Origin of the sequence: Trabulsiella odontotermitis (genome assembly GCF_001297775.1) — a bacterium.
Lineage (GTDB): Bacteria > Pseudomonadota > Gammaproteobacteria > Enterobacterales > Enterobacteriaceae > Trabulsiella > Trabulsiella odontotermitis.
The window spans coordinates 186804-208840 of record NZ_LIFX01000007.1 but is presented as its reverse complement, the minus strand read 5'-3'; the positions used below and the strand labels follow the sequence as shown (position 1 = coordinate 208840).

Here is a 22037-nt window from a genome sequence, read left to right as displayed (position 1 = left end):
GGGATAAACATTCATCTGCATAGAACGAGCATACTGTGAAAAAAATAGTGAAAATTTCGGTGTTGCCAGTAGCACTCTCATTCCTTATGGCAAATCAGGCAAGTGCAGCAGGTTTTGGTGCGGAAACGCGGAACAACGCGATGGGGGGAACGGGTGTCGCCGCTTCCGGGTATGGTAGTGCCGTGTTCAGTAACCCGGCGTTACTGGCTAAAGCGAAACCTGACGATAACGTGACGGTGGTTTTTCCGTCGATTGGCGCGCAGATCAGCGATCAGGACAACCTGCGCGATAAAATCGATGATATCAGCGATGACGTGGATAACTACCGCGATACCTTAGATAACCTGAATCTGGCTGATCTCTTTATCCCTGGCTCACCGGGATATCGTCAGGTCTCGTCGGCGGCCGGTTCGCTTGCCGATCAGCTTGAATCGCTGAAAGGGAAAACCGCCACGGGTAAAGCCGCAGGCGGGATCGCGGTGAGTATTCCGAATGACACGCTGTCGGTGGCGTTTGTGGCGAAAGCCAACGCCCGTGCGCGGGTCAGTTCTTATATCGATCAGGGCGATATCGACCAGCTACGGGCGATTGAAGCGGTGCCCGCCACCGCCCTGACCGTTGATCCTGATAACCTGAAATCCACCGGCTTTGGTCGCGCGGCTATCGTTTCCGACTACGGCGTGGCCGTCGCCCGGCAGTTCGATATTGGCGGCGTGCCGGTCTCGGTGGGCATTACCCCGAAGCTGCAAAAAACCTGGCTCTATAACTACACGGTGTCGATTTACAGCTACAACAGCGGCGATCTCAAAAACAGCCGTTACCGTAATGACGACACCGGGTTTAACGTGGATGCCGGGCTGGCCGCCGATTTTGGCGAAAACTGGACTGTCGGTTTAAGCGGTCAGAACCTGATGTCGCGCGATATCGACACCAAAGAGGTGGGGGGCGTGCGCGATACCTACCAGATCAGCCCGCTGGTGACAGCCGGTGTCGCCTGGCATAACGATCTGCTGACCCTCACCGCCGATGGTGATCTGACTGAAACGAAAGGCTTTAAAAGCGAAGAGAACTCGCAATACGTCGGTGTTGGCGCTGAAATTCAGCCGCTGAACTGGCTGGCGGTGCGTGTCGGTTATCGTGCGGATGTGAAGAGTAATGACAGCAACGTCTTCACCGCCGGTGTCGGTTTTGCGCCGTTTAACCGTGTTCACCTCGATCTGATGGGCCTGTACGGTGAAGACGAAACCTGGGGGGCCGGGGCGCAGTTGAGCGTGACATTCTGATGTTGACCGGAGGTTCACGCCTCCGGTTTATCTTTATGCTATAGTAGCGCCCCTTTTTACCCGGATGCTTAATTATTCGCCATGCTGCAAGAGACCTCGTCATCTGTTTTCCCTGCTCACCGTTTCTCCATCGCGCCAATGCTCGACTGGACGGACAGGCACTGCCGTTATTTTCTGCGCCTGCTGTCACGCCACACATTGCTGTACACGGAAATGGTCACAACCGGGGCGATTATTCATGGCAAAGGTGACTATCTGGCGTACAGCGATGAAGAGCATCCGGTCGCGTTACAACTCGGTGGTAGCGATCCGGCGCAGCTTGCGCACTGCGCAAAACTTGCGCAGGCGCGGGGGTATGACGAAATCAACCTCAACGTTGGCTGCCCGTCCGATCGCGTACAGAACGGCATGTTTGGCGCCTGCCTGATGGGCAACGCGCAACTGGTCGCCGACTGCGTAAAGGCGATGCGCGATGTGGTGTCGGTGCCTGTGACGGTCAAAACGCGTATCGGGATCGACGACCAGGACAGCTACGAATTTCTTTGCGATTTCATCAGCACCGTTTCCGGTCACGGCGAGTGCGATACGTTCATCATTCATGCGCGCAAAGCCTGGCTTTCCGGCCTGAGCCCGAAAGAAAACCGCGAAATCCCGCCGCTCGATTACCCGCGCGTCTGGCAGCTCAAGCGTGATTTTCCGCAGCTGACGATGTCGATTAACGGCGGCATTACATCGCTGGAAGAGGCGAAAACGCACCTGCAACACATGGACGGCGTCATGGTCGGTCGTGAGGCGTATCAGAACCCCGGTATTCTCGCCTCGGTCGATCGCGAGATTTTCGCGGTGGACGCGGCAGATGCCGACCCGGTGGCCGTGGTACGGGCGATGTATCCTTACATTGAGCGCGAGCTCAGCAATGGCACGTATCTGGGGCACATCACCCGCCATATGCTCGGTCTGTTCCAGGGCATTCCCGGTGCGCGCCAGTGGCGTCGTTACCTCAGCGAAAACGCCCACAAAGCGGGGGCTGACATTAACGTCCTTGAGCAGGCGCTGCAGCTGGTGGCGAATAAGCGTTAATTTTTCACTATTATTTCGTCAAATTCACCACGCCCTGAAAAGCATTTCAGGGCGTTTTGCTTTTTGTTCAATGAGTTAACTTCTGGCATGCTTCTTGTAATACCCCATGCAGCGTAACAACGATTCTTTGGGGAGAGCACCATGCTGGAACTGTTATTTGTGGTTGGATTTTTCGTCATGCTGCTGGTGACGGGCGTGTCATTGCTGGGGATCCTGGTGGCTATCGTCGTGGCGACAGCGCTGATGTTTGTTGGCGGTCTGCTCGCGATGATGCTGAAACTGCTGCCCTGGCTGTTGCTGGCCGTGGCGGTGGTGTGGGTGATCCGGCTTATTAAGGAGCCGAAAATTCCGCAGTATCGCCGCAATGATCGCTGGCGTTACTGATTGATTGTGCAGGGGATCACAACCTGAGAAGTTTTGCATAAAAGTACTTAGGTTTTGCGAAATAAATCTGTCACTATCCCGCAGTAACGAATTCATCGCGCTGTACCCTACAGACAGCCGAACAAAAAAAGAAAGGGCTTCCACTACGGTGGAAGCCCAAATTTTTTATGGAATCAACAGGCTGGAACCCTGCGTTGCGCGGCTTTCCAGCACCTCATGCGCTTTCTGCGCGTCGTGCAGGGCGTACTTCTGATTATCCGCGACATCAACCTTAATCACGCCGCTGGCAATCAGCGAAAACAGCTCGTTGCTCGCTTCTTCCAGCTCTTCGCGGGTGGTGATATAGCCCTGCAGAGACGGACGCGTGGCGTAAAGCGATCCTTTCTGATTCAGGATGCCGAGGTTAACGCCGGTTACCGCGCCTGATGAGTTACCGAAACTGACCATCAGCCCGCGGCGTTGCAGGCAATCCAGCGACGCTTCCCAGGTATCTTTCCCCACGGAATCGTACACCACGCGCACTTTTTTGCCGTCGGTGATCTCCTTCAGCCGTTCAACGACGCTCTCTTCCCGATAGTTAATCACCTGCCAGGCGCCCGCCTGTTTCGCCCGCTGCGCTTTCTGCGCGCTGCCAACGGTACCAATCAACTTCGCGCCGAGCGCTTTAGCCCACTGGCAGGCGATCAGCCCCACGCCACCGGCGGCCGCGTGAAACAGGAACTGTTCATCCGGTTTGATTTCATAGGTTTTGCGCAGCAGATAAAAGACGGTAAGACCTTTCAGGAACGAGGCGGCGGCCTGCTCAAAAGAGATGGCCGACGGCAGGATGGCGGCTTTCGCGGCGGGTACGTTGTGCACTGAACTGTACGCTCCCAGCGCGGACTGCGCATACACCACCCGATCGCCCGCTTTAATATGCGTCACATTACGGCCCACTTTGCTGACGATACCCGCGGCTTCGGTGCCGATACCGCTTGGCAAAGACGGCGGCGGGTACAATCCTCCGCGGATATAGGTGTCAATATAGTTAATGCCGATGGCTTTATTTTCCACCTGGATTTCATCGTCGGCGGGGTCTGCGGGGGTAAATTCGACCGCTTTCAGTACGTCAGGACCCCCATGCTTGTGAAATTCAATTCGTGTTGCCATGCTTCCTCCTGAACTCTGTGATAATCTTACGACCCAATATCAGGCTCGGTAACTCCATTCACTATGGCAGGAAATAAACCCTTCAACAAACAACAGACTGAACCTCGCGACCGCGATCCGCTGGTGGCCGGTTTGAAAGTGCCGCCGCACTCGATTGAAGCGGAACAGTCGGTGTTGGGCGGTTTGATGCTGGACAACGAACGCTGGGACGATGTCGCCGAACGCGTTGTGTCGGATGATTTCTATACCCGTCCGCATCGCCACATTTTTACCGAAATGGCGCGCCTGCAGGAGACCGGCAGTCCTATCGATCTGATCACGCTCGCGGAATCGCTGGAGCGACAGGGTCAGCTCGACAGCGTCGGCGGTTTCGCCTACCTGGCTGAATTATCAAAAAACACGCCAAGCGCTGCGAACATCAGCGCGTATGCCGACATCGTGCGCGAACGCGCTGTTGTCCGCGAAATGATTTCTGTTGCCAACGAGATTGCCGAAGCGGGTTTTGATCCGCAGGGCCGCACCAGTGAAGATCTGCTCGATCTCGCCGAATCCCGCGTTTTTAAAATCGCCGAAAGCCGCGCCAATAAAGACGAAGGGCCGAAGAACATTGCCGATGTGCTTGATGCGACCGTGGCGCGTATCGAGAAGCTTTTCCAGCAACCGCACGACGGCGTCACGGGCGTTAACACTGGCTATGACGATCTGAACAAGAAAACCGCGGGCTTGCAGCCATCGGATCTGATCATCGTGGCGGCGCGTCCGTCGATGGGCAAAACGACATTTGCGATGAACCTCGTCGAAAACGCGGCGATGTTGCAGGATAAACCGGTGCTGATTTTCAGCCTTGAAATGCCCTCTGAACAGATCATGATGCGTTCTCTGGCGTCGCTGTCCCGCGTCGATCAGACCCGTATTCGTACCGGGCAACTGGATGACGAAGACTGGGCGCGTATCTCAGGCACCATGGGCATCCTGCTGGAAAAACGAAATATTTATATCGATGATTCTTCCGGCCTGACGCCCACCGAAGTGCGCTCCCGTTCACGCCGTGTCGCCCGCGAACACGGCGGTCTCGGGCTTATCATGATCGACTACCTGCAACTGATGCGCGTGCCGTCGCTATCCGACAACCGTACGCTGGAAATCGCCGAGATTTCGCGCTCGCTGAAAGCGCTGGCAAAAGAGTTGCAGGTGCCGGTCGTGGCGCTGTCGCAGCTTAACCGCTCGCTGGAACAACGCGCCGATAAACGCCCGGTAAACTCCGATCTGCGTGAATCGGGCTCCATCGAGCAGGATGCTGACCTGATCATGTTCATCTACCGTGATGAGGTGTATCACGAGAACAGCGACCTGAAAGGCATCGCAGAAATTATTATTGGTAAGCAGCGTAACGGCCCTATTGGCACCGTGCGTCTCACCTTTAACGGTCAGTGGTCGCGTTTTGATAACTACGCCGGTCCCCAGTATGATGATGAGTAAATCACCGTCATCCTTCGCGCCGCAGGCGCGTTGACTGCGCCCGCTCACCCCGGTCACTTAGTTTACTAAGCTCCCGGGGATTCCCGGGCTTGTCGCCTTCCTGCAACGCGAATGATTCAGGTGATTATTTTATTAAGGAATTCAAATGCAAGCGGCAACTGTGGTAATTAACCGCCGCGCTCTGCGACACAACCTGCAACGTCTGCGTGAACTGGCGCCCGCCAGCAAACTGGTTGCAGTCGTGAAAGCGAACGCCTACGGACATGGTCTTCTGGAGACCGCGCGAACGCTCACTGATGCGGATGCTTTCGGCGTCGCTCGCCTTGAAGAGGCGCTACGACTGCGGGAAGGGGGCATCACTCAGCCGATCCTGCTGCTGGAAGGTTTTTTCAATGCCAGCGACCTGCCGGTGATTTCTCAGCAGCATCTGCACACGGCGGTGCATAACCAGGAACAACTGGACGCACTGGAGCAGGCTGATTTGCCTGAGCCGGTCACCGTATGGATGAAACTGGATACCGGCATGCATCGCCTGGGGATCCGCCCGGAGCAGGCCGACGGATTTTATCAGCGCCTTTGCCAGTGCAAAAACGTTCGCCAGCCGGTCAACATCGTCAGCCATTTCGCCCGCGCCGACGAGCCTGAGTGCGGCGCGACAGAACAGCAACTGGATATCTTCACCACCTTCACCGAAGGGAAGCCGGGGCAGCGTTCAATTGCCGCTTCCGGCGGGATTTTGCTGTGGCCGCAGTCGCATTTTGACTGGGTTCGCCCTGGCATCATTCTGTATGGCGTTTCCCCGCTGGATCAAAAACCGTGGGGGCCGGATTTTGGCTTCCAGCCAGTGATGTCGCTGACCTCCAGCCTGATTGCGGTACGCGAGCATAAAGCGGGCGAGCCGGTGGGTTACGGCGGCACCTGGATAAGCGATCGCGATACGCGTCTTGGCGTGGTGGCGATGGGCTATGGCGACGGTTACCCTCGCGCGGCGCCGTCGGGCACGCCGGTGCTGGTGAACGGTCGCGAAGTGCCGATTGTCGGACGCGTGGCGATGGACATGATTTGTGTCGATTTAGGCCCGCAGGCGCAGGATAACGCTGGCGATCCGGTGGTGATGTGGGGCGCAGGGTTACCCGTTGAGCGCATCGCCGAAATCACAAAAGTAAGTGCTTACGAACTTATTACGCGTCTGACCTCCCGGGTCGCGATGCAGTACGAAGGCTAAATCCTTTTGCTTCATGAAAAACCGGAGCGGCGTTCAGGCCGCTCTCGTTTTCTCCCGCATCCCCTCGATCTTCTCTGACTTCCGGTTTATTGTTGTTATTCCTGCCCGTCTACAATCCGGAGAAGCATCGCGTGTTTCAGAAAGTTAACGCCTACGCTGGCGACCCCATCCTCTCCTTAATGGAGCGTTTTAAAGAAGATCCGCGCAGTGACAAAGTGAACCTCAGTATTGGTCTGTATTACAACGAAGACGGGATTATCCCGCAGCTACAGGCCGTGGCGAGCGCAGAGGCGCAGCTCAACGCACAGCCGCACGGCGCATCGGTTTACCTGCCGATGGAAGGTCTGAATACCTACCGTAACAGCATTGCGCCGCTGCTTTTTGGCGCGGATCATCCGGTGCTGACGCAAAAACGTGTCGCGACAATCCAGTCGCTGGGCGGCTCCGGCGCGCTGAAAATTGGCGCTGATTTCCTGAAACGTTACTTCCCCGATTCCGGCGTATGGGTCAGCGACCCGACGTGGGAAAACCATGTGGCGATTTTTGAAGGCGCGGGTTTCGAAGTAAGCACTTACCCGTGGTTCGACACAGAAACCAACGGCGTGCGCTTCGACGCGCTGCTGGAAAAACTGAACACACTCCCGGCGCAAAGCATCGTGCTGCTGCATCCGTGTTGCCATAACCCGACGGGTGCGGATTTAACCAATACCCAATGGGATGCGGTGGTGGAAGTGGCAAAGAGCCGCGAGCTGATCCCGTTCCTCGACATCGCCTATCAGGGCTTTGGCGCGGGCATGGAAGAGGACGCGTACGCCATTCGCGCCTTTGCCAGCTCAGGCCTGCCACTGCTGGTCAGCAACTCCTTCTCGAAGATTTTCTCGCTCTACGGCGAGCGCGTTGGTGGGTTGTCAGTGGTCTGTGAAGACGCAGAAACAGCCGGGCGCGTGCTGGGGCAACTGAAAGCGACCGTGCGTCGCAACTACTCCAGCCCGCCGAATTTTGGCGCGCAGGTTGTCGCAACAGTGCTGGGCAACCCGGAACTGAAAGCGTCATGGCTGGAAGAAGTGGAGACGATGCGCACCCGCATCCTGGCGATGCGTCAGGAACTGGTCAACGTGCTGAAAACGGCGATGCCGGGCCGTAATTTCGATTACCTGCTCAGGCAGCGCGGCATGTTCAGCTATACCGGACTCAGCGCGGCGCAGGTGGACAGGCTGCGTGACGAGTTTGGCGTTTACCTCATCGCCAGCGGCCGCATGTGCGTTGCGGGCCTCAATTCGCGCAACGTTCACCGCGTTGCAGAGGCGTTCTGCGCGGTAATGTAAGTACTTACTTGCAATTTTTCTTAAACCGGGGTGATGAGTGTGATCACCCCCTTTTTCTCCGACTTTTTCCCTTCCGTCAAAACCCCGTCGAGAGTAAGGTCAGATCGACAACTCGATCAGAAATATAAAATCCCAAAAAATCTTTAGCACACTCAGGGAATAATATGCGTAAGATCACCATGGCGTTAAGCGCCGTCTGCCTGCTATTCACGCTCAACAACCCGGTTGTTGCCCGTGCTTCATCACCTTCTCCCGTCTATTCCGGTACTAACGTTGCTCGCCTGGCTGAACAGGCGCCCATCCACTGGGTTTCTGTGGCGCAAATTGAGAACAGTCTGTTGGGTCGTCCGCCGATGGCGGTCGGTTTTGATATTGATGACACCGTGCTGTTTTCCAGCCCGGGCTTCTGGCGGGGGAAAAAAACCTGGTCGCCCCAGAGTGAAGCGTATCTGAAGAACCCCGAATTCTGGCAAAAAATGAATAACGGCTGGGATGAGTTCAGCATTCCGAAAGAAGTCGCGCGAGCGCTGATCACCATGCACATCAAACGCGGAGACAGCATTTATTTCGTCACCGGCCGTAGCCAGACCCGTACGGAAACGGTCTCGAAAACCCTGCAGGATGATTTTCTCATTCCTGCGGCGAACATGAATCCGGTCATTTTTGCTGGTGATAAGCCGGGGCAAAATGCCAAAACGGTCTGGTTGCAGAAAAAGAACATTCGGATGTTCTACGGCGATTCTGATAACGATATCGCCGCCGCGCGCGAAGTGGGTGTGCGGGGGATCCGTGTGTTGCGGGCATCAAACTCAACTTACCAGCCGTTACCGATGGCCGGAAAATTTGGTGAAGAGGTGATCGTTAATTCGGAATACTAACGCTTCGGTAAAACCAGACTATTCAGCCATTTTTCGTCACGGCAGCCTTCGGGTTGCTTTTTTTTTGTGCTGGTCGTGTGGTGAAAGTTTCACCTTTCGTCATCTTGCTGCACACTTAGACAGATCCTCTCTACATTACATTGGAATTGCCTGAGTGGGCACGGAGAACAGAAATGACCATTTCGGAGCTTTTGCAGTATTGCATGAAGAAACCTGGCGCTGAGCAGAGCGTCCACAGTGACTGGAAGGCCACACAGATCAAGGTTGCCGACGTGTTGTTTGCCATGGTGAAGGAAGTTGAGGGTCGCCCGGCGACATCATTAAAAACCAGCCCGGAGCTTGCCGAACTGCTGCGTCAGCAGCACAGCGATGTGCGGCCCAGCAAACATCTCAATAAAGCGCACTGGAGCACGGTGTATCTCGACGGCACGCTGCCGGATTCGCAAATTTACTATCTGGTTGATGCCTCGTGGGAGCAGGCGCTGACGCTGATCCCGGAAGAGACCCGGAAAAGCATTCTCGGCGAATAACTGCCGATCAATCACTTCCGGCTAATAACTACAGTGCGGTGATCAGCACCGACAGCGACAGGCTGATCAGTTGCTCAACAATACTCTGCATGCGGGATCGCACGGCGATCTGCGCGTTGGTCATTTGTATTGCTAATTGCTCCTGCAACCCTTCAAGCACCACCCTGATATCTTCCTCTTCCAGTTCGCCACGCGCTCTGGCGCGTAACGCCTCTGCCAGTTGCTGGCAGGTTTCGCGAATAAAGGCGTCGTTGTCCTCCAGACCCTGCTTAAACAGCGCCAGGCATTCTCCGCCGACAATCTCCCCGGCCTGCTGGCGAAATGCCGGGCGGGTAAACGCCGTTTCCAGATCATTTAAAATCGACATTTATAACCCCTGGTGACAAACGGAATGCGGACGTAAGCATTCACCGTGGATGGCTTGTTGGTAAGCAGCGCTCGCCTGGCGGCTGAACACGCTGGCCTGTGCGCTGTTGAACGGCCGCTGCTGCTGCCGGAAGCGATCAGACTGCGCTTGCCAGATTTTGTGCAGCGACTGCAGGTTATCCAGACGCAGCGGATCGCCCAGATTTTCAGCGAACAGCCGCGCCGCGCGGTACTGCAGACGATAATCGCGCTCATCCAGCACTGCGTCACGGGTATCGCTCAACGTGGCGTCATCAATGAATTGCATATGCAGTGCCTGTAGCATCACCAGCTGACGATGGGCGTCGCCGTTATAGCTTCCCGTCATGGAACAGGCGGTTAACAGCAGCAGCGGTAATAAAAAAGTGATTCTGATGAGGCGGATAGCAGGCATAGCCGTGGCCCGGGCAAGCGGTGAATGTCGTCCAGCATAGCGCAAGCCCGCGGTATTAAGTGAGTAAAAAAGAGGCAAAGTCATGCGCCCTGAAGAGAATCAACAGGGCGCAGGGGGATTATTTCAGCATTGGTTTCAGGAAGCGCGCGGTGTGCGAGGCTTCGCATTCCGCCACCGTTTCTGGTGTACCGGAAACGAGGATTTCCCCGCCGCCGCTACCGCCTTCCGGGCCGAGATCGACAATCCAGTCCGCCGTTTTAATGACGTCCAGGTTATGCTCAATCACCACGATGGTATTGCCCTGATCGCGCAACTGATGCAGTACGTCCAGCAACTGCTGGATATCGGCAAAGTGCAGACCGGTGGTTGGCTCATCGAGAATGTAGAGCGTCTGACCGGTACCCCGTTTCGACAGCTCGCGAGCCAGCTTAACGCGCTGCGCTTCACCGCCGGAGAGGGTGGTTGCCGACTGACCGAGACGAATGTAGGTCAGCCCCACATCCATCAGCGTTTGCAGCTTACGCGCCAGTGCCGGAACCGCGTCAAAAAATTCACGCGCTTCTTCGATGGTCATATCCAGCACTTCGTGGATCGTCTTGCCTTTGTATTTAATCTCCAGCGTTTCGCGGTTATAGCGTTTGCCTTTGCACTGGTCACACGGTACGTAGATATCCGGCAGGAAGTGCATTTCGACTTTGATCACGCCGTCGCCCTGACAGGCTTCGCAGCGTCCGCCGCGCACGTTAAAACTGAAACGTCCTGGCGTATACCCGCGCGAACGGGCTTCCGGCACCCCGGCGAAAAGTTCGCGTACCGGTGTGAAAACGCCGGTATAAGTCGCCGGGTTGGAACGCGGCGTACGGCCAATCGGGCTCTGGTCGATATCAATGACTTTATCGAAATGCTCCAGCCCCTGGATTTCGCGATACGGCGCCGGTTCTGCAATCGTCGCGCCATTGAGCTGGCGCTGGGCGATCGGGAATAGCGTATCGTTGATCAGCGTTGATTTACCGGAACCTGAAACCCCGGTGATGCAGGTAAACAGGCCGACGGGCAGCGTCAGCGTGACGTCTTTCAGGTTATTGCCGCGCGCACCGCTCAGTTTCAGCACTTTCTGCGGATCCGCCGGTACCCGTTTTTTCGGGATTTCAATCTGGCGTTTACCGCTCATGAACTGACCGGTCAGCGATTCCGGCACCGACATAATGGCGTCCAGCGTCCCTTCGGCCACCACCTGACCGCCGTGAACGCCCGCACCCGGGCCGATATCAATAATGTGGTCTGCCGCGCGGATCGCGTCTTCATCATGCTCAACGACAATCACCGTATTGCCAAGATTGCGCAGATGGATCAGCGTGCCGAGCAGACGTTCGTTATCGCGCTGATGCAGGCCGATAGAAGGCTCATCCAGCACGTACATCACGCCAACCAGCCCGGCGCCAATCTGGCTTGCCAGACGAATACGCTGCGCCTCGCCGCCGGACAGCGTTTCCGCTGAGCGGGAAAGCGTCAGGTAGTTCAGACCGACGTTGACCAGAAACTTCAGGCGATCGCCAATTTCTTTCAGCACTTTTTCGGCAATTTGCGCGCGCTGGCCGGACAGCTTCAGATTATTGAAGAAGTCCATCGCGTGGCCGATGCTCATGTCTGAAATGGTCGGCAGCGGGGTGTTTTCGACAAACACGTGGCGCGCTTCACGACGCAGGCGCGTACCGTCGCATGTCGCGCACGGACGGTTGCTGATGAATTTCGCCAGCTCTTCACGAACGGCGCTCGATTCGGTCTCTTTATAGCGGCGCTCCATGTTATGCAGAACGCCTTCGAACGGATGGCGGCGGATTGAGGTGTCGCCACGATCGTTCATGTATTTGAATTCAATCGACTCTTTACCGGAACCGAACAGCACCACTTTATGCACGGACGGATTCAGGCTGCCCCACGGCGCGTCCACGTCGAATTTGTAGTGGTCCGCCAGCGATTTCAGCATCTGGAAATAGTAAAAGTTACGGCGATCCCAGCCGCGGATCGCGCCACCTGCCAGCGACAGCTCCGGGTTCTGGATCACGCGATCCGGATCGAAATATTGCTGTACGCCGAGGCCGTCGCACGTCGGGCAGGCACCCGCCGGGTTGTTGAACGAAAACAGACGCGGCTCCAGCTCACGCATGCTGTAACCGCAAATCGGACAGGCGAAGTTAGCGGAGAAGAGTAACTCCTCGGCTTTTTCATCGTCCATATCCGCGACGACCGCCGTGCCGCCGGACAGTTCCAGCGCGGTTTCGAAGGATTCGGCCAGACGCTGCGCCAGATCCTCCCGGACTTTAAAGCGATCGACCACCACTTCGATGGTGTGTTTCTTTTGTAATTCCAGTTTCGGCGGATCAGAGAGATCGCACACTTCACCGTCGATACGGGCGCGGATATACCCCTGGCTTGCCAGGTTTTCCAGCGTTTTGGTGTGTTCGCCTTTACGTTCTTTAATGATTGGTGCCAGCAGCATCAGGCGTTTGCCTTCTGGCTGCGACAGCACGTTATCCACCATCTGGCTGACAGTCTGTGCGGCCAGCGGTACGTCGTGATCCGGGCAGCGTGGCTCCCCGACGCGGGCGTACAACAGGCGCAGATAATCGTGGATTTCCGTGATCGTCCCCACCGTCGAACGCGGGTTGTGCGAGGTCGATTTTTGTTCAATGGAGATCGCGGGCGACAGGCCTTCGATATGATCGACGTCCGGTTTTTCCATCAACGACAGAAACTGGCGCGCGTAGGCTGACAGCGACTCAACATAGCGGCGCTGCCCTTCGGCGTACAGCGTGTCAAAAGCCAGTGAAGATTTGCCTGAACCCGACAGCCCGGTGACGACAATCAGTTTGTCGCGAGGGATGACGAGGTTGATATTCTTGAGATTATGGGTGCGGGCGCCCCGAACTTCGATCTTATCCATTCACCTTTCCCGGTAGAGACTCGGAATGCCTGGTTTGCTTGAAGGACAAACGGCAGAAACGGCTAATTATGACACAATTAAACCTGTTTGAATATACAGTATTGGAATGCATCTTCCTCGATTATGTGCAAAAATGATTAATGACGCGAGATTTCTGGAATCATGCTCGCAGCTATCAAAATGTCGCTTTGTGGTGGTACAATCGCGCGTTTACACTATTTCAAAACGTATTCAGGAGACACGATCATGGCCAGCAGAGGCGTAAACAAGGTGATTCTCGTCGGTAATCTGGGCCAGGACCCGGAAGTACGCTACATGCCGAATGGTGGTGCAGTTGCCAACATTACGCTGGCTACTTCCGAATCCTGGCGTGACAAGCAGACCGGGGAAATGAAAGAGCAGACGGAATGGCACCGTGTTGTGCTGTTCGGCAAACTGGCTGAAGTCGCCAGCGAATATCTGCGTAAAGGTTCTCAGGTTTACATCGAAGGCCAGCTGCGTACCCGCAAATGGACCGATCAGTCCGGCGTAGAAAAATACACCACGGAAGTGGTGGTGAACGTCGGCGGCACCATGCAGATGCTGGGCGGCCGTCAGCAGGGCGCAGGTGCACCGGCAGGCGGTGGTCAGCCGCAGCAGCAGGGCGGTTGGGGTCAGCCTCAGCAGCCGCAGGGTGGCGCACAGTTCAGCGGCGGCGCGCAGTCTCGTCCGCAGCAGCAATCTGCTCCGGCGCCGTCTAACGAACCGCCGATGGATTTCGACGACGACATCCCGTTCTGATCCCGCTTTTTGCGGTCATCAGACGAAAAAAAGAGCTTCCCCCGGGAAGCTCTTTTTGTATCAGGTTAACACCATCGGCCATTCTGGCGGCGCCTGGTTCATCACTTCAATCATCACGTCTTTAATGTTGCCCCAGGTGGTGGCGATATCCACTAACGTAATGCCCAGCAAGCCCGTCGCGAACCAGCAGGCGGCAGCCACACCGAGGCCGCTACAGATTACTGCCAGCCCGGCATAGTCGGATTTACGCAACTGAATGTTGAGCGTACTGGCTAAGAACATCAGCACTGCACTGAAAAGCGGCCAGCGCAACAGCACAACGCCGGTGGTGATCGATGCCATGAATTTTTCCTCAGAAAAACGGTTGCCTTTGACAGCGCGAACGTCATTGCAGGCTGGCTATCTCAGGACATTTAGCGATTGAATGAAACGAAATTTCTTTTGCATTAGGATGTGTGAACTATATCACATTTGGTGTTTTATTCGCCAGTTCAAAAAGTGACTTTTTTTGCCGGTTAAATTTGCGAGGCGTCACGGGAACAGAGAATATATTCTCCGTTGAACATTACTTTTATTTACCTCCCTTTCATGCCAATTCAGAGAGATAGCCAAATCTGTACCCGCGCGGTGCCGTTGTACAATATTTACAGGGCCAGCCAGCTGGATTATGCTGTCGTGGACAGTTATTTTTACTTGCAATAAGGCAATCAGCGGCTGGATTTACTGGGTTGTTTTGATTTCTTGTAAGCATTGCTGAACACCTTTCTCGTGGTTGTATTAACTCCTGAACATTTGCTGCGCAAATACTTTGCGTAGGCTGGATCGACGTCTGATTTTCATTGCAGGTTTATTTCGTTCCCTCAACCTGTGATTGATAAAATGAATAATGACACGCTGCACACCGCAATAAATGATGCCGCCTTAGGGCTGCATATGCTGGCGCAACTGATGCCCGGATTATCCACGCATCAGCCGTTGCGCCCCTTACTTTTTACCATCAACACCGCGCTGGGCGCGTGCCTGACGTGGACGATGATCGACGATGGCAAGGAGCCGCGGCTGGAGGTCGCCGGGGAACTTGAATGTCACTATCATCACGTCATGCGTCTGCTGGCGCTATCCCGGCTTGAATCGGATCGAAACTGGCGCATCCGGTACTGGCGAAATGAGGCGGGCAAGTTGCTTTATCCGGACTCTCATCCTGACGCCGGAATAATAAAAAGCGCGGCGTTATGCAAAATTCCTTTACAGGGTGCCAGCCACAGTAATTATTTATTTGTCGCTTTTCCTTATTCGCAGACATCCTCCTCAGTGATTAAAAGCATTGCTATTATTCTGGCGGAAAAACTGAAAGGCTACCTTTCCGATGTGATTCTTAAAGAGCGTACTGCCAGTGAATTAAATGCCATCATGGTGAGATATAAAGTCATGTTAGACTGCGCGCCAATATTATTAAATTCATTCGATGCCCGTCGGCGATGCATATTATGGAATCGGGCTTGTGAGCGATCGTTTGGCTGGACGCAAAACGACATTAATCGTTACGCCGATCCGCTGGAATTATTTTACCCTGACCCGGTGATGCGTGAGCAGGTGCGCCTTTCTTTTAGCCCGTTCAATGACACGCCCGTAACGGAAATGCATACCCGCTACCCGGTGCGTCGCGATGGCGCCACGCTGACAACGCTGTGGTCGAATATTACCATGGCCGATGGCACGATACTAAATATTGGCGTGGATGTGACGGGTTTAAAAAAGAGTCGTACTGCGCGTTTTTAACGTAAAGGAAATTGTGCCCTTAATAAAAACGCCAGCCTGTCTCCTGGTTTGCCTTACGGTGAAATAAAATCGTCATAACGAAATATCAGGAATATAGAGCAAAAAGACGGTTGCTAATGTTGTTTGATTCATGCAACGTAATCACCTGCAATCAAAGCCATGGGCCTGACATTCAGGCGCAATGAAACAGGGATATCGGGCTGGATGAATCGTAGGGTGCGAGACAAGGTGCTGCGCGTTGTCGGCGTTATCATGGTGGTATTATTACCCGTGATGCTGGCGCTTTGGTTTGCGCAAATGCGGGCAATGTCGGAAACCACCGGTCAATTGCAGACCTTTGCGCAGCTTGCGCTCGATAAAACCGAAATCGTTATCCACGAGGCGGAAGAGACCCGTCGCGAGGCGGAAGACTATCGTGGCGAGGTCTGTACACCGGAGCATCAACAGGCGATGCTAAATATTGTGCGCGGGCAGTTGTACGTCACGGATTTAATCTACGCCGAGGGTAATCAGTTCCTTTGTTCGACTGTTTATCATCCGGCACAGCCCTTTACTATGCCGCTGCCGAGTTATCAGAAAAATCCGAATATATCGGTTTATTACTATCGTGACACGCCGTTTTATTCGGGTTACTCGATGATCTACATGCAGCGGGATAATTATGTCGCGGTGGTCAATCCTCTCTCTTATAGCGAAGTGATCTCTGAAGATACGTCGCTGAGTTACGGTGTTTATGACACCAAAACCAATTCTTTTTTCTCGGTCAGCGCGATATCTGATCCACAGACATTACGCCCGCTGATTCGCGACAGTAATGCGTCGTTTCGAAATGACGGGCGTTTTTATACTGTCGTACTGTCTGACCGTCGTCCCGTTGCGGTTATTGTCTCGACGCAGGATCACCGCTATTACGAAAATCTCTGGCATCAGGCGACGTTAACCCTGCCATTGGGGGCGATCTGCAGCGTACTCATTTTGTTGGTCTGGTCGCGCACCCGTCAGCAAATTAATTCGCCGCGACGCAAACTCCAGCGCGCGCTTAATAAACGGCAATTGCGACTGCATTATCAGCCGATCGTCGACATTAAAAATAATTGCTGCGTGGGTGCCGAAGCGCTGCTGCGCTGGCCGGGATTCAATGGTCAGGTCATGAGCCCGACGGAATTTATTCCGCTCGCCGAAAAAGAAGCCTTAATAGAGCAGGTGACCGATTACGTGGTCGAAGAGATGTTCGCGGAGATGGGGCAATTTCTGGCAACACACCCGCAGTTGTATGTCTCCATCAATCTTTCCGCGTCGGATTTCCATTCTTCCCGGCTGATTGCGCTGATCTCAGAAAAAGCGCAAAGCCACCATGTCCGTGCGCAACAAATCAAAATCGAAGTCACCGAGCGCGGGTTTATTGATGTACCGAAAACCACCCCGGTGATCCAGGCATTTCGTCAGGCGGGCTATGAAGTGGCTATCGACGACTTTGGCACCGGTTATTCCAACCTGCACAACCTCTATTCATTGAATGTCGATATTCTTAAAATCGATAAGTCGTTTATCGATACCCTCACCACCAACAGCACCAGCCATCTGATCGCCGAGCATATTATCGAGATGGCGCAAAGCCTCCGGCTGAAGACCATTGCTGAGGGCGTGGAAACTGTTGAGCAGGTCTCGTGGCTGGCGAAACGGGGTGTGCAGTTCTGTCAGGGGTGGCACTTCGCGAAAGCCATGCCACCGCAGGAATTTATGCAGTGGCTGGATGTTTCATCATGCCAGGTCCGCCTGCGGGTGCCTCAGGCGGAAATCTGATGGCGATAGTCGCTCGGCGTGCGATCGAACTCGCGGCGGAAGACCCGGGAGAAGGTTTGTTGCGAGACGTAACCCAGATCCATCGCGATATCAAAGATAGGACGTTGCGTGGTGCGCAGCGCCTCCGCCGCCAGTAGCAGCCTGCGCTGGCGAATGTAATCCCCCAGCGTTTGGTGCGTCACGGTACGGAACATCCGTTGCAGATACCACTTCGAGTAACCTGATTTTTTCGCGACCACGTCAATGTTAAGCGGTTGATCGATATGTTCATCAATCCATTCAATAAGCGTTTGAATAATATCCTGATGGGACATACAGGGCCTCTTTTTGCATTTTTCGATTCGTCGTAGTGTCTGAAGGCGAGTATAATTCCTCAAGTTAACTTGAGGTAAAGCGCTTTATGGAAAAGAAATCACCCCGCATAAAATCCCTGCTGACGCCCGGCGAAGTGGCGAAACGAAGTGGTGTTGCCGTTTCTGCGCTGCATTTCTACGAAAGCAAAGGGCTTATCAAAAGTACGCGTAACGCCGGAAACCAGCGCCGTTACCGTCGTGACGTGCTGCGTCATGTGGCGATTATCAAGATTGCTCAGCGCATCGGCATTCCGCTATCGACCATTGGCGAGGCATTTGGTGTGCTGCCGGAAGGGCACCGGCTGAGCGCCAAAGAGTGGAAGCAACTTTCTTCACAATGGCGTGAGGAGCTGAACAGCCGCATCCACACGCTGGTGGCGCTGCGCGATCAACTGGACGGCTGCATCGGGTGCGGCTGTCTGTCGCGCACTGACTGCCCGCTGCGAAACCCTGGCGATAAACTCGGTGAAAAGGGGCCGGGCGCGCACTTTCCGGAAGACGAATAAAAAACTAAAGCGCCACGAAGGGCGCTTTAGTCGTTCCGGTCTTTGTCTTTCGCTCTATCCCGTTGAGTCACGGGAGGGTTTCCCCCGACATCAGCACCCCTCATCGTCTCATCAGGGGTTGGAGGTTCCGGTTTGTGCTGACACTTTAAGTCTATGCCATGGCGGTCTCTTCGCCATCAAAACTGGCGACTTTTTCGCCGAAATTTTTCCGCCATTCACTCGCAGTTTCCAGAGTTAATTTGAACAAATTATCTAACAGGCATGTGAAACATGTTGCCAGATTGCGCATCGACGATAACGTTTGCGCATCTTCTGGCGGTTTCTTCAGCAGCGACGATGATTTTTGGCGAAACGGCGCAAACTTCTGTTGAAAATGGCCTGCTAAAAGCCAGATAATCGTTTGCCTTTTTTTAACTAGCCGTTTTGTCAGCGCGGAGTTAAACGTTTGCGTTTTCCCGGCGCCCCTTGCCGTGAGGCTGCACATGGACAGGACGTTTAACTGGCAGTGGATGTTCCACCACGCCGACAGACGAACGATAAGATAAAAACTCTTAGGGGATGTTTTCTATGTCTACGCCTTCTGCGCGTACCGGCGGCTCACTTGACGCCTGGTTTAAAATTTCTGCTCGCGGCAGTACCGTGCGTCAGGAAATCGTCGCCGGTCTGACGACCTTTCTGGCGATGGTGTATTCGGTGATTGTGGTGCCAGGCATGCTTGGCAAAGCCGGTTTCCCGCCTGCTGCCGTGTTTGTCGCTACCTGCCTGGTCGCTGGCGTTGGTTCGCTGGTGATGGGGCTGTGGGCGAATCTGCCGCTGGCCATTGGTTGCGCCATTTCACTGACGGCCTTTACCGCGTTCAGCCTGGTGCTGGGCCAGCAGATCAGCATTCCGGTGGCGCTCGGCGCGGTGTTCCTGATGGGCGTGCTGTTCACCGTGATTTCTGCGACTGGTATTCGTAGCTGGATCCTGCGCAATCTGCCGCAGGGAGTCGCGCACGGCACCGGTATCGGTATCGGCCTGTTCCTGCTGTTGATCGCGGCGAACGGTGTGGGCCTGGTGATCAAAAACCCGCTGGACGGTCTGCCGGTCTCTCTCGGCCATTTCGCCAGCTTTCCGGTGATCATGTCGCTGATTGGCCTGGCAGTGATTATCGGCCTCGAAAAAATGAAAGTGCCGGGCGGCATTCTGCTGACCATCATCGGTGTTTCCATCGTGGGTCTGATTTTCGATCCGAACGTTCATTTCTCCGGCTTCTTTGCGATGCCGTCGCTGAGCGATGAGAACGGTAAATCGCTGATTGGCAGCCTGGATATCATGGGCGCGCTGAGTCCGGTGGTGTTGCCGAGCGTTCTGGCGCTGGTGATGACGGCGGTGTTTGACGCGACGGGCACCATCCGCGCGGTGGCTGGTCAGGCGAATCTGCTGGATAAAGACGGTCAGATCATCAACGGCGGTAAAGCGCTGACCACGGACTCCCTGAGCAGCGTGCTCTCCGCGTTTGTCGGCGCAGCACCTGCGGCGGTGTATATCGAATCCGCAGCCGGTACGGCAGCGGGCGGTAAAACCGGTCTGACAGCGATCACCGTCGGCGTGCTGTTCCTGCTGATCCTGTTCCTCTCTCCGCTCTCTTATCTGGTTCCGGCTTACGCGACAGCGCCTGCGCTGATGTACGTCGGTCTGTTGATGCTGAGCAACGTGGCGAGAATCGATTTCAATGATTTCGTTGATGCGATGGCTGGGCTTATCACCGCCGTGTTTATCGTGCTCACCTGTAACATCGTTACCGGGATCATGATCGGTTTCGCGACGCTGGTGATTGGCCGCATCGTGTCCGGTGAATGGCGTAAACTGAACATCGGCACTGTGGTGATTGCCCTCGCACTGGTGATCTTCTACGCGGGCGGCTGGGCGATTTAATTCGTCATACCGTCAGGATGAAGGGTGGCTCAGGCCACCCTTTCTGCTTTTCGGGCACATCCTGTTTCCCTTGCGTTGATTATCATGTTTTATTATCAGACATGGACTGTCTGTCTGAAGTACCGCTTATAAGAAAACATCGCACACAGGGATAGCATGGAAATTTTCTTTACCATACTCATTATGACCCTCGTGGTCTCGCTGTCGGGGGTAGTGACTCGCGTTCTGCCCTTTCAGGTACCGCTGCCGCTGATGCAAATCGCCATTGGCGCACTGCTGGCATGGCCGACGTTCGGCCTCCACGTCGAATTCGATCCAGAACTGTTTCTGGTGCTGTTCATTCCGCCGCTGCTGTTTGCCGATGGCTGGAAAACACCCACCCGCGAATTTCTTGAGCACGGGCGCGAGATCTTAGGGCTGGCGCTGGCGCTGGTATTAGTGACGGTGGTGGGGATTGGCTTCCTTATCTACTGGATGGTGCCTGGCATTCCGCTGGTCCCTGCGTTTGCGCTGGCGGCGGTGCTGTCGCCGACCGATGCGGTGGCGCTCTCAGGGATCGTCGGCGAGGGGCGTATTCCCAAGAAAATCATGGGCATTCTGCAGGGCGAAGCGTTAATGAACGACGCATCGGGCCTGGTGTCACTGAAATTCGCTGTCGCCGTGGCGATGGGGACGATGGTATTTACCATCGGCGGCGCGACGGTAGAATTCCTCAAAGTGGCGATTGGCGGCATCCTCGCCGGGTTTATCGTCAGCTGGCTGTATGGCCGTTCGCTGCGTTTTCTCAGCCGCTGGGGCGGTGATGAACCGGCAACACAGATCGTGCTGCTGTTCCTGTTGCCGTTCGCTTCCTACCTGATTGCGGAACATATCGGCGTCTCCGGCATTCTGGCGGCGGTGGCCGCGGGGATGACCATCACCCGTTCCGGCGTCATGCGTACCGCGCCGCTGGCAATGCGTCTGCGCGCCAACAGCACCTGGGCGATGCTGGAATTTGTCTTTAACGGCATGGTGTTCCTGCTGTTGGGGCTGCAATTCCCCGGCATTCTTGAGTCCTCGCTGGTGGCGGCGGAAGCCGATCCGAACGTTGAACTGTGGATGCTATTCACCGATATCATCCTGATTTACGTCGCGCTGATGCTGGTGCGGTTTGGCTGGCTGTGGACGATGCAGCGTTTCAGCCAGCGATTCCTGAAGAAAAAGCCGATGGAGTTCGGGTCATGGACTACCCGTGAGCTGCTGATTGCTTCGTTTGCGGGCGTGCGCGGGGCGATTACGCTGGCCGGTGTGCTCTCTATTCCGCTGCTGTTGCCGAGTGGCGAAGTCTTCCCGGCGCGCTATGAGCTGGTATTCCTCGCCGCCGGGGTGATCCTCTTTTCGCTGTTTGTCGGCGTCGTCATGTTGCCCATTCTGCTGCAGCACATTGAATCCGGCGACCACACCCGGCAGCGCGAAGAAGAGCGGCTGGCGCGAGCGGCGACCGCCGAAGTGGCGATTGTCTCAATTCAGAAGATGGAAGAGCGCCTGGCGGCGGACGCCGATGAGAATATTGATAATCAGCTACTGACCGAGGTCAGTTCGCGCGTCATCGGTAACCTGCGACGCCGTGCGGACGGACGTAACGATGTTGAAACGTCGCGGCAGGAAGAGCAACTTGAACGCCGGTTCCGTCTGGCGGCGCTCCGCTCCGAACGCGGCGAGCTGTACCATCTGCGCGCCACACGGCAGATCAGCAACGAGACGCTGCAAAAACTGCTGCACGATCTCGATCTGCTGGAAGCGCTGCTGGTAGAAGATCGGTAGCCGTTGATTGATTGCCGGGT

At 55.2% G+C, this 22037-nt stretch carries 21 protein-coding genes; 14 read left to right on the top strand and 7 right to left on the bottom strand.

Features of this window, described 5'->3' with window-relative positions; all coding sequences use genetic code 11:
- Positions 1-35: 35 nt before the first annotated feature.
- The 3 genes from AOY23_RS11535 to pspG all read left to right on the top strand — a co-directional run bounded on the left by AOY23_RS11535 (position 36) and on the right by pspG (position 2747).
- Complete coding sequence (locus AOY23_RS11535; RefSeq protein ID WP_054179769.1) at positions 36-1283, top strand: conjugal transfer protein TraF; 1248 nt, start codon at positions 36-38, stop codon at positions 1281-1283.
- A gap of 81 nt (positions 1284-1364) precedes the next feature.
- Positions 1365-2363 (top strand): tRNA dihydrouridine(20/20a) synthase DusA, encoded by a 999-nt coding sequence (gene dusA / locus AOY23_RS11530; RefSeq protein WP_054179768.1) that lies wholly within the window; start codon positions 1365-1367, stop codon positions 2361-2363.
- 141 nt (positions 2364-2504) lie between these two features.
- Positions 2505-2747: an envelope stress response protein PspG gene (pspG, locus tag AOY23_RS11525; protein WP_054179767.1), complete on the top strand. Its 243-nt coding sequence runs from the start codon at positions 2505-2507 to the stop codon at positions 2745-2747.
- Between the two features lie 165 nt (positions 2748-2912).
- Here the strand turns inward: pspG and AOY23_RS11520 are convergent, their stop codons facing one another.
- A complete protein-coding gene (locus AOY23_RS11520; RefSeq protein ID WP_054179766.1) occupies positions 2913-3896 on the bottom strand; it encodes a quinone oxidoreductase in 984 nt (327 codons plus the stop codon).
- 63 nt (positions 3897-3959) lie between these two features.
- Here AOY23_RS11520 and dnaB point away from each other — a divergent pair, with 63 nt between their 5' ends.
- The 5 genes from dnaB to AOY23_RS11495 all read left to right on the top strand — a co-directional run bounded on the left by dnaB (position 3960) and on the right by AOY23_RS11495 (position 9333).
- Complete coding sequence (dnaB, locus tag AOY23_RS11515) at positions 3960-5375, top strand: replicative DNA helicase (protein ID WP_054179765.1); 1416 nt, start codon at positions 3960-3962, stop codon at positions 5373-5375.
- A gap of 145 nt (positions 5376-5520) precedes the next feature.
- Positions 5521-6600 carry an alanine racemase gene (gene alr / locus AOY23_RS11510; RefSeq protein ID WP_054179764.1) on the top strand — a complete coding sequence of 360 codons (1080 nt, stop codon included), beginning with the start codon at positions 5521-5523 and terminating at the stop codon, positions 6598-6600.
- Between the two features lie 131 nt (positions 6601-6731).
- Positions 6732-7925: an aromatic amino acid transaminase gene (tyrB, locus tag AOY23_RS11505; protein WP_054179763.1), complete on the top strand. Its 1194-nt coding sequence runs from the start codon at positions 6732-6734 to the stop codon at positions 7923-7925.
- Positions 7926-8089: 164 nt separating this feature from the next.
- A complete protein-coding gene (gene aphA / locus AOY23_RS11500) occupies positions 8090-8803 on the top strand; it encodes an acid phosphatase AphA (protein ID WP_054179762.1) in 714 nt (237 codons plus the stop codon).
- Between the two features lie 173 nt (positions 8804-8976).
- A complete protein-coding gene (locus AOY23_RS11495) occupies positions 8977-9333 on the top strand; it encodes an MmcQ/YjbR family DNA-binding protein (RefSeq protein ID WP_038158366.1) in 357 nt (118 codons plus the stop codon).
- A 28-nt stretch (positions 9334-9361) separates the two neighbouring features.
- Here AOY23_RS11495 and AOY23_RS11490 read toward each other — a convergent pair whose 3' ends face one another.
- From AOY23_RS11490 to uvrA, 3 genes are all read right to left on the bottom strand, one after another.
- A complete protein-coding gene (locus tag AOY23_RS11490) occupies positions 9362-9700 on the bottom strand; it encodes a hypothetical protein (protein WP_054179761.1) in 339 nt (112 codons plus the stop codon).
- A complete protein-coding gene (locus tag AOY23_RS11485) occupies positions 9701-10132 on the bottom strand; it encodes a hypothetical protein (protein WP_054179760.1) in 432 nt (143 codons plus the stop codon).
- 118 nt (positions 10133-10250) lie between these two features.
- Positions 10251-13076: an excinuclease ABC subunit UvrA gene (gene uvrA, locus AOY23_RS11480; RefSeq protein ID WP_054179759.1), complete on the bottom strand. Its 2826-nt coding sequence runs from the start codon at positions 13074-13076 to the stop codon at positions 10251-10253.
- 246 nt (positions 13077-13322) lie between these two features.
- On the opposite strand from uvrA, the gene ssb1 reads away from it, so the two are divergent.
- Complete coding sequence (gene ssb1 / locus AOY23_RS11475; RefSeq protein WP_054179758.1) at positions 13323-13856, top strand: single-stranded DNA-binding protein SSB1; 534 nt, start codon at positions 13323-13325, stop codon at positions 13854-13856.
- Positions 13857-13916: 60 nt separating this feature from the next.
- On the opposite strand, the gene AOY23_RS11470 is transcribed toward ssb1, so the two are convergent.
- Positions 13917-14198, bottom strand: coding sequence for a YjcB family protein (locus tag AOY23_RS11470; protein ID WP_049849108.1), 282 nt, complete (start codon positions 14196-14198; stop codon positions 13917-13919).
- A 690-nt stretch (positions 14199-14888) separates the two neighbouring features.
- Here AOY23_RS11470 and AOY23_RS11465 point away from each other — a divergent pair.
- Positions 14889-15635 (top strand): PAS domain-containing protein, encoded by a 747-nt coding sequence (locus AOY23_RS11465; protein WP_152958521.1) that lies wholly within the window; start codon positions 14889-14891, stop codon positions 15633-15635.
- Between the two features lie 204 nt (positions 15636-15839).
- A complete protein-coding gene (locus AOY23_RS11460; RefSeq protein ID WP_054179756.1) occupies positions 15840-17438 on the top strand; it encodes an EAL domain-containing protein in 1599 nt (532 codons plus the stop codon).
- Here the strand turns inward: AOY23_RS11460 and soxS are convergent.
- Complete coding sequence (gene soxS / locus AOY23_RS11455) at positions 17423-17752, bottom strand: superoxide response transcriptional regulator SoxS (RefSeq protein WP_015368734.1); 330 nt, start codon at positions 17750-17752, stop codon at positions 17423-17425. The two genes, AOY23_RS11460 and soxS, sit on opposite strands and share 16 nt — an antisense overlap.
- Positions 17753-17838: 86 nt before the next feature.
- On the opposite strand from soxS, the gene soxR reads away from it, so the two are divergent.
- Entirely contained in the window at positions 17839-18297 is a 459-nt protein-coding gene (soxR, locus tag AOY23_RS11450; RefSeq protein WP_038158349.1) for a redox-sensitive transcriptional activator SoxR, read from the top strand.
- Between the two features lie 151 nt (positions 18298-18448).
- Here soxR and AOY23_RS11445 read toward each other — a convergent pair whose 3' ends face one another.
- Positions 18449-18781 carry a hypothetical protein gene (locus tag AOY23_RS11445; protein ID WP_054179755.1) on the bottom strand — a complete coding sequence of 111 codons (333 nt, stop codon included), beginning with the start codon at positions 18779-18781 and terminating at the stop codon, positions 18449-18451.
- Between the two features lie 83 nt (positions 18782-18864).
- Here AOY23_RS11445 and AOY23_RS11440 point away from each other — a divergent pair, with 83 nt between their 5' ends.
- Together AOY23_RS11440 and AOY23_RS11435 are read left to right on the top strand one after the other, a co-directional pair.
- Positions 18865-20214, top strand: a complete 1350-nt coding sequence (locus AOY23_RS11440) for an NCS2 family permease (RefSeq protein ID WP_054179754.1) — start codon at positions 18865-18867, stop codon at positions 20212-20214.
- A gap of 156 nt (positions 20215-20370) precedes the next feature.
- Complete coding sequence (locus AOY23_RS11435) at positions 20371-22017, top strand: Na+/H+ antiporter (protein ID WP_054179753.1); 1647 nt, start codon at positions 20371-20373, stop codon at positions 22015-22017.
- Positions 22018-22037: the final 20 nt, after the last annotated feature.

Bases quoted from the DNA above. Each gene is read 5' to 3' on its own strand.
- dusA (WP_054179768.1), top strand. From the start codon at position 1,365: ATGCTGCAAGAGACCTCGTCATCTGTTTTCCCTGCTCACCGTTTCTCC.
- pspG (WP_054179767.1), top strand. From the start codon at position 2,505: ATGCTGGAACTGTTATTTGTGGTTGGATTTTTCGTCATGCTGCTGGTG.
- AOY23_RS11520 (WP_054179766.1), bottom strand. From the start codon at position 3,896: ATGGCAACACGAATTGAATTTCACAAGCATGGGGGTCCTGACGTACTG.
- dnaB (WP_054179765.1), top strand. From the start codon at position 3,960: ATGGCAGGAAATAAACCCTTCAACAAACAACAGACTGAACCTCGCGAC.
- alr (WP_054179764.1), top strand. From the start codon at position 5,521: ATGCAAGCGGCAACTGTGGTAATTAACCGCCGCGCTCTGCGACACAAC.
- aphA (WP_054179762.1), top strand. From the start codon at position 8,090: ATGCGTAAGATCACCATGGCGTTAAGCGCCGTCTGCCTGCTATTCACG.
- AOY23_RS11495 (WP_038158366.1), top strand. From the start codon at position 8,977: ATGACCATTTCGGAGCTTTTGCAGTATTGCATGAAGAAACCTGGCGCT.
- AOY23_RS11490 (WP_054179761.1), bottom strand. From the start codon at position 9,700: ATGTCGATTTTAAATGATCTGGAAACGGCGTTTACCCGCCCGGCATTT.
- AOY23_RS11485 (WP_054179760.1), bottom strand. From the start codon at position 10,132: ATGCCTGCTATCCGCCTCATCAGAATCACTTTTTTATTACCGCTGCTG.
- uvrA (WP_054179759.1), bottom strand. From the start codon at position 13,076: ATGGATAAGATCGAAGTTCGGGGCGCCCGCACCCATAATCTCAAGAAT.
- ssb1 (WP_054179758.1), top strand. From the start codon at position 13,323: ATGGCCAGCAGAGGCGTAAACAAGGTGATTCTCGTCGGTAATCTGGGC.
- AOY23_RS11470 (WP_049849108.1), bottom strand. From the start codon at position 14,198: ATGGCATCGATCACCACCGGCGTTGTGCTGTTGCGCTGGCCGCTTTTC.
- AOY23_RS11465 (WP_152958521.1), top strand. From the start codon at position 14,889: ATGATCGACGATGGCAAGGAGCCGCGGCTGGAGGTCGCCGGGGAACTT.
- AOY23_RS11460 (WP_054179756.1), top strand. From the start codon at position 15,840: ATGAATCGTAGGGTGCGAGACAAGGTGCTGCGCGTTGTCGGCGTTATC.
- soxS (WP_015368734.1), bottom strand. From the start codon at position 17,752: ATGTCCCATCAGGATATTATTCAAACGCTTATTGAATGGATTGATGAA.
- soxR (WP_038158349.1), top strand. From the start codon at position 17,839: ATGGAAAAGAAATCACCCCGCATAAAATCCCTGCTGACGCCCGGCGAA.
- AOY23_RS11445 (WP_054179755.1), bottom strand. From the start codon at position 18,781: ATGTGCAGCCTCACGGCAAGGGGCGCCGGGAAAACGCAAACGTTTAAC.
- AOY23_RS11440 (WP_054179754.1), top strand. From the start codon at position 18,865: ATGTCTACGCCTTCTGCGCGTACCGGCGGCTCACTTGACGCCTGGTTT.
- AOY23_RS11435 (WP_054179753.1), top strand. From the start codon at position 20,371: ATGGAAATTTTCTTTACCATACTCATTATGACCCTCGTGGTCTCGCTG.